This is a genomic window from Bradyrhizobium sp. P2_E8 (assembly GCF_056403875.1).
In genome coordinates this window covers 1-5,735 of sequence record NZ_JBFUES010000465.1, presented here as the reverse complement: position 1 = coordinate 5,735, position 5,735 = coordinate 1, and the positions used below count along the sequence as shown (strand labels likewise).

Here is a 5,735-nt window from a genome sequence, read left to right as displayed (position 1 = left end):
TTTCGGAGAGATGCTCGAGCCGCTGTTCGGCGAGAGCGCACCAGCGTGCCGCGATCTCACGGCTACCGGCCGCGCCGCGAACAAACTCGCGAACAGACTCTTGGCGATGTGTCATGATCCAGCCCGTCAGGAGAAAAATACGGACGCGGGGACGCAACGCACACGAATCAATTTAGACGCGACATGAATATTTTGTGGAAAAGTTTTGACTTGTCCAGCAACGACACTTCGCTCGTCGTGAAATACCGTAGTCGTGCGGAGATTTGCTGTGTTTTCGAGTCAAGCTTCGCACAAGCATAGCGGGCGTGCGGGATGCCGGCCCACCGATGGCGATGAACGCAAACGCGATCATTCAACCGGAAGCTGATCCCAAATACGGCCTCAAGGAATCGGAAGCCCGAAAAGAAAAGACCCGTCCGGGGGGACAACCGGACGGGTCGAGCCATATGGGCGCTTGGGGTGGATGGGCGCTCGCGCCTGATATGACTGATGGGGAGGGATGACCGCTCCCACATAATTTGGTCGTGGCAGCCGGCCGAACGTTCAATGCGGCGTTCGATTATTTAACCTTCGGCCCGCGCGCAAAGTTGCCGCAGCGCCTATCGCCGCGCCGGCCTATCCGCCTGAGAAATCGTGGATTTATCATCCGTGCTCGACAGCGAGGGCTGCTCGATCGCCCGAATGCCGGGCTCGTCGCGGCGAGGCTGCCCATCTTCACGTTTTGTTGTACCGGACGCAGCCGCCACCGGCGTCGCACTGTTGGCGGGAACGGCCATGACCGCGGCAAACGCATCGGCCTCGCCGTCGCCGAACAGATCATCACGCCCGGGTGAGCCGAGATCGCGCGCGGTCTTCGCAAGCGTCATGCGCAGCGCTTCCGGCTTGAGCGCGTAGTTGCGCTCGAGCAGCAGCGCCGCGACGCCGGAGACATAGGCCGCCGAGAACGAGGTTCCCGACGTCATCTGGTATTTGCCCTCGGGCGCCGGCAGGAAGATGTCGACGCCGGGCGCCGCCAGCGCGATGTAGTTGCCGCGGTTGGAGGCGGTGAACAGCTTGTCCTGCTGGTCGGTCGCGCTGACTGCAATCACGTTGGGATTGGCGGCGGGATAGAGCGGCGGCGATTTCGCACCCGCATTGCCGGCGGCCGCGATCAGCACGAGGCCGCGCGCGGCGGTCGCCGCGATGGCCCGCTCGATCACGGCATCCTTCGGACCGGCAAAGCTCATATTGACGATCTGCGCGCCATGCTCGGCGGCGTAGTTCAGCGAGCGCAGGACGATATAGGACGAACTCTCGGCGCCGCCCGTGGTGCCGCCGAAGGCGCGGATCGCGATGATGCGCGCCTCGGGCGCGCTGCCCATCAGCCGGGCATGCGCCACGATCGCCCCGGCGATGCCGGTGCCGTGAATATGCGGGCCGTCGGCGCTGCCGAGCGCGTCGAAATTGTCGGCGATGGAATTGGCGAGCTCGGGATGCTTGGCGTCGATGCCGGAGTCGATCACGGCAACCGTCACGTTGGCGCCGTGCGCCAGCGTGTGCGCCTGCGGAAGGCGAAGCCGGGCCAGCACGTATTGCGCCGGATCGCCCTCGGTCGGCACGGAGGATTTCTGGTCCTGGAGCACGTAGCGGAAGTTGGGCTGGACCGAGCGCACGCTGCCGTCGGCGGCGAACTCGCGCCGCACCGTCTCGGCGGGGCGGCCGTCGGTGATGCGAAACAGGCCGAAGGTCGCCCCGATCAGCGGGAAGTTCTCGGACGCGATGCGCGCGAGGCCGTGGCGACGCGCGAGCTGGTCGGCTTCGGCCACCGACAGCGCGCCGTCGATCTCGGCGACGAATTCGCCTGCGAAGATGCGCTGGTTCAGCGCAACGGGTGTGTTGTTGCCGCGCCCCTTGCTCGCGCTCTTCTTGCCGGACTTGCCGGCGCCGTCACCGCCTGCATTTGGCTGCGCCAGGCATTCGCCGTCGGCGTCGCGGTAGGGTGCCGTGCAGGACGGATAGAGGTTCGGCGAGTAGCGCGCATAAGGCAGCACCGGCGCCGCCGGCCCCATCCGGGGCGAAGGAATACGCGCAGTCGTCATCGTGCGCGGGCCGCGATCGATGCTCACTGCCCGCGCAGCGACGCTGGGAGAGATGGTCGGCGTGCGCGAGGGGACGCTGATCGTGGGCGTGCGCATGATCGCCTGCGCCTGCGCGACCTCGACGCCGAGACAGGCGGCGAGCAGCAGCGCGGCTCCGACGGACGAAGCGTAGGCCCCGGCTCGCAACTTACTCTCGGACTTGCGCGTCATCGGTTCAGCGGCGCCTTACGGCGCCGCGACGGCGAGGTTGACGACCTTCTCGCGCTGCATCCTGCCGAGCAGCGAGGCGAGCTCGTCCTGGCTCATCGCCTTGTCGAACTGGAGGCGGAACATGCCGCCCTTGGCATCCCCGATGATCGAGGCCTGGTAGCTGTCGAGCAGCGCCGTGATCTCGGCAACCCGCGCCTCGGGCGTGAAGCGCACCAGCGCGCGCGCCGGTGCAACCGCAGTCCCAAGCTCGCGCGTGATCGGCGCACTGGTCGAAAGCGAAGCGGTCTGGAAAGTCGTGGGCTGGGTCTTCATCAGCACCGCGCCGATGATGCCGGCCTGAAGCACGAGCGCGACGGCACCGAGGCTCCCCGACCAGGCCAGCGTCCGCGGCGACAGGCTCGCGAAGAAGGTCGAGATGCGCGCCGACAGCGGCAGCGATCCGGTTGCACGCGCCGGCTCGACGTCGATCGCGGTGAACAGCTTCTGCATCGCGCGTGCCGACGGAGCACCCAGGCTCTCGTTCAGATGGATGGTCTCTTCGTACTCGCCGCGGATCGCGGCATATTGCTTGGCGAGCTCGGGATCACGCGCCAGCGCTTCCTCGACGCGGCGTGCGTCGCGCGCGTTCAGCGTGCCGGCCGCGTGCCACGGCAGAAGCAGTTCAATCTCACTGGGCTCTTGCTCCAGCATCTTCTTGCTCAAAGCCATCATGGCCAGCCTCGCTCAACGCCGGCTGCTTTCAGCAGTTCGGCCAGTTTCTTGCGCGCATAGAACAAGCGCGTCTTCACAGTGTTCTCCGGTATCCCGACGATTTCGGCCACCTCTTCCACGGACTTCTCGTGGTAGTAGACAAGATCGACGATTTCCCGGTGTTCCGGCGAGAGGCCCGTCAGACACTCCCGCAACGCTTGACTGGTATCCTTCTTCTGCACCACCGTTTCCGGATCGTCGGACGTATCCTCGATCGCGTTCGCGGCGTCTTCGTCCAACTCAAAATCCTTCCTGCGCCGGAGCGCCGAGAGGGCCTTGAATCGGGTAATGGCCAGCAGCCAGGTGGAAACTGCGGATCGACCCTCGAACTTGCCGGCTTGACGCCAGACGTCGAGAAACACCTCGCTGATGAGGTCTTCCGCCGCCTGCTCGTCCCGTACGAGCCTTAGGCCGAACCTGTAGACCCTGACATGGTGCCGCCCGTACAGCACCTGCATGGCAAGCCGGTCACCCTGAGCGATCCTGGCGATGAGGATCTCGTCCGAAGCCGCCTGTGTCACGCTCAAAGGCCGTCTCGCAAGGTTGGTCGGGTCGATGCAGCGGACGGTTCGACGGCAGGTGCAAAATTGTTCAACCTACCGCAGTCATACGGGAGCTTGTGTAATCTACCCCACATACGCGGATTTTTCCTGCCCCGCCCGCGCGGATTGGCCATTTTGATCCAGATAGGTAACATAATACTGCAACACTTCCCTGCGGAATGCCTGCCCGGGCACGAATGGGYCGACCAAGTTCGGTTCCATAGCAGTCCTGCACGACGTATGTCTCACGAAGCCCTGCTTTGGCTCGACCGCATCGCAAACGATGCCTAATCGCCGGCAAATTTCCCCTGCGACCGACATCACCCTGTTTTGCGCTGCACGGTTCGGATTCGTTTTCAAAGGATACCAAACCTAAAGGCTTGCCACGTAGATTTTTGGGCTGACATCCACCATTGGCGGGACCATGAACACGGCCGCGACGTCCCTTCCCGAGAGGAATGCCGCTGAGGTCGCGGAGCTCGTTCTCGCGCCCGAGGCGGCGGCGCCCGAAGTCCGGGCGCGCCGGGCCCGGCAGCGCCGCCAGATGTATATCGGCCAGGTGGCGAGCTACTCGCTCGGCGCCTCCGTCCTGATGATGTACGCCTATGACGGCGCGATCTCGGTCGACATTGCCTCGCTGTTCTGGTTCGGCGGCCTCCTGATCATCGGCACGTTCACCGTGCTGTCGGAAGCCGGCGTCGGCGACAGATTCACCGACCACTATCTCACAGTCTTCCAGATCTCGGCGCATATGGCGCTGCAATTCGTGTTCCTGCTGTCGGTCCCGACCATCGGCATCGCCTTCATCTGCGTGCTGTTCCTGATCTTCGCCTTCGGCACGCTGCGCATGACCTCGGCGCAGGCGATGATCACCTGGACGCTCGCGGCCACCGGCCTTGCCGCCGTCTTCCTCGCCTCCGACCTGCCGATCGGCATGCCCGTTGCAACGCGGCTCCAGCGGACCGCCTCGATGCTGTGCTTCGTGCTGGTGATCGGCCAGTGCGCCTTCCTCGGCCTGTTCGGCGCCACGCTGCGCAAGATCCTGTACCAGCGCAGCATCGAGCTGAAGGCGGCCTATCAGCGCATCGAGGAGCTGGCCGAGCTCGACGAGCTGACCGGTTCCTACAACCGCCGCTGCATCATGCGGCTGCTCGACACCGAGATGGAGAAGTCGCGGCGGGCATCGACACCTTGCGCGATCGCGCTGATCGATCTCGACTGGTTCAAGCGCATCAACGATGCCCACGGCCATCCCGTCGGCGACGAGGTGCTGCGCACCTTCTCGATCACCATCTTCGCCAACATCCGCCCGTCCGACTGCTTCGGCCGCTACGGCGGCGAGGAATTCCTGCTGTTGCTGCCGGACACCGATGGCGAGGCCGGCTCGCGCATGCTCGAGCGCTTGCGCAGCATCGTCGCCGATCTCGACTGGAGCGCATTCTCCCTGGGCATGCGCGTGACGATTTCCGCGGGCGTGGTGACGCTTCGCGACGTTGATACTGCCGACACGATTCTCGCGCGCGCCGACAGCGCGCTCTATTCCGCCAAGGCGCAAGGGCGCAACCGTATTGCAACGAGCTGACCAATCCATTTTCTCCGGCGTGTGAGAAGCCGCCGCCGGACCGAACGCTCCAGGACAGGGCAATGATATCCAGATCCGCCAGACCATCCGAGAACCTGCTCGAGGAATTGCAGGCTGCGCTCTCGCACGGCACCGTTGCGCGCCGGGTCGAGACGTTACGCCGCGTCACCGATCTGTTCGTGGGCAATGCAGTGGATTACTCCGACGACCACATCCGCGTGTTCGACGACGTGTTCCAGTGCCTGATCGAACAGATCGAGACCTCGGCCAGGACGCTGCTCGCCGACCGCCTCGCACCGATCGCGGCGGCACCGCCGAAGATCATCCGCACGCTCGCGCTCGACGAGGTCATCGAGGTCGCCGGCCCGGTGCTGTCGAAATCGGAACGGCTGGACGAGGCGACGCTGATCGAGATCGCGCGCACGCGGGGCCAGGCGCATCTGAAGGCGATCTCGCTGCGCCGGGTGCTGTCGGAGGCGCTGACCGACGTGCTGGTGACGCGCGGCAACGAGGAGGTGGTGCAATCGACCGTCAGCAATCCCGGCGCGCAGCTTTCCGAGGTCAGTCTCACCG

General features: G+C 64.9%; 6 protein-coding genes. 3 read left to right on the top strand and 3 right to left on the bottom strand.

Going from position 1 to position 5,735, the window contains the following annotated elements; translation table 11 throughout:
• Positions 1-187: hypothetical protein (locus AC1D00_RS23755; RefSeq protein ID WP_477012325.1), on the top strand; the 187-nt coding region annotated here is incomplete at its 5' end.
• 412 nt (positions 188-599) lie between these two features.
• On the opposite strand, the gene AC1D00_RS23750 is transcribed toward AC1D00_RS23755, so the two are convergent.
• From AC1D00_RS23750 to AC1D00_RS23740, 3 genes are read right to left on the bottom strand one after another with little or no spacing between them, the layout of a single operon-like run.
• Positions 600-2,288: a S8 family serine peptidase gene (locus AC1D00_RS23750; RefSeq protein ID WP_404554322.1), complete on the bottom strand. Its 1,689-nt coding sequence runs from the start codon at positions 2,286-2,288 to the stop codon at positions 600-602.
• A gap of 15 nt (positions 2,289-2,303) precedes the next feature.
• Positions 2,304-2,999, bottom strand: a complete 696-nt coding sequence (locus AC1D00_RS23745; RefSeq protein WP_135172515.1) for a hypothetical protein — start codon at positions 2,997-2,999, stop codon at positions 2,304-2,306.
• Positions 2,996-3,565, bottom strand: a complete 570-nt coding sequence (locus AC1D00_RS23740) for a sigma-70 family RNA polymerase sigma factor (RefSeq protein WP_027544139.1) — start codon at positions 3,563-3,565, stop codon at positions 2,996-2,998. Before AC1D00_RS23740 ends, AC1D00_RS23745 begins: the two co-directional genes overlap by 4 nt.
• A gap of 439 nt (positions 3,566-4,004) precedes the next feature.
• Here AC1D00_RS23740 and AC1D00_RS23735 point away from each other — a divergent pair, with 439 nt between their 5' ends.
• Both AC1D00_RS23735 and AC1D00_RS23730 read left to right on the top strand, forming a co-directional pair.
• Positions 4,005-5,162 (top strand): GGDEF domain-containing protein, encoded by a 1,158-nt coding sequence (locus AC1D00_RS23735; protein WP_477012324.1) that lies wholly within the window; start codon positions 4,005-4,007, stop codon positions 5,160-5,162.
• A gap of 62 nt (positions 5,163-5,224) precedes the next feature.
• Positions 5,225-5,735: DUF2336 domain-containing protein (locus AC1D00_RS23730; protein WP_477012323.1), on the top strand; the 511-nt coding region annotated here is incomplete at its 3' end.

Coding starts and splice junctions, on each gene's coding strand:
- AC1D00_RS23735 (WP_477012324.1), top strand. CDS start 4,005: ATGAACACGGCCGCGACGTCCCTTCCCGAGAGGAATGCCGCTGAGGTC.
- AC1D00_RS23745 (WP_135172515.1), bottom strand. CDS start 2,999: ATGATGGCTTTGAGCAAGAAGATGCTGGAGCAAGAGCCCAGTGAGATT.
- AC1D00_RS23750 (WP_404554322.1), bottom strand. CDS start 2,288: ATGACGCGCAAGTCCGAGAGTAAGTTGCGAGCCGGGGCCTACGCTTCG.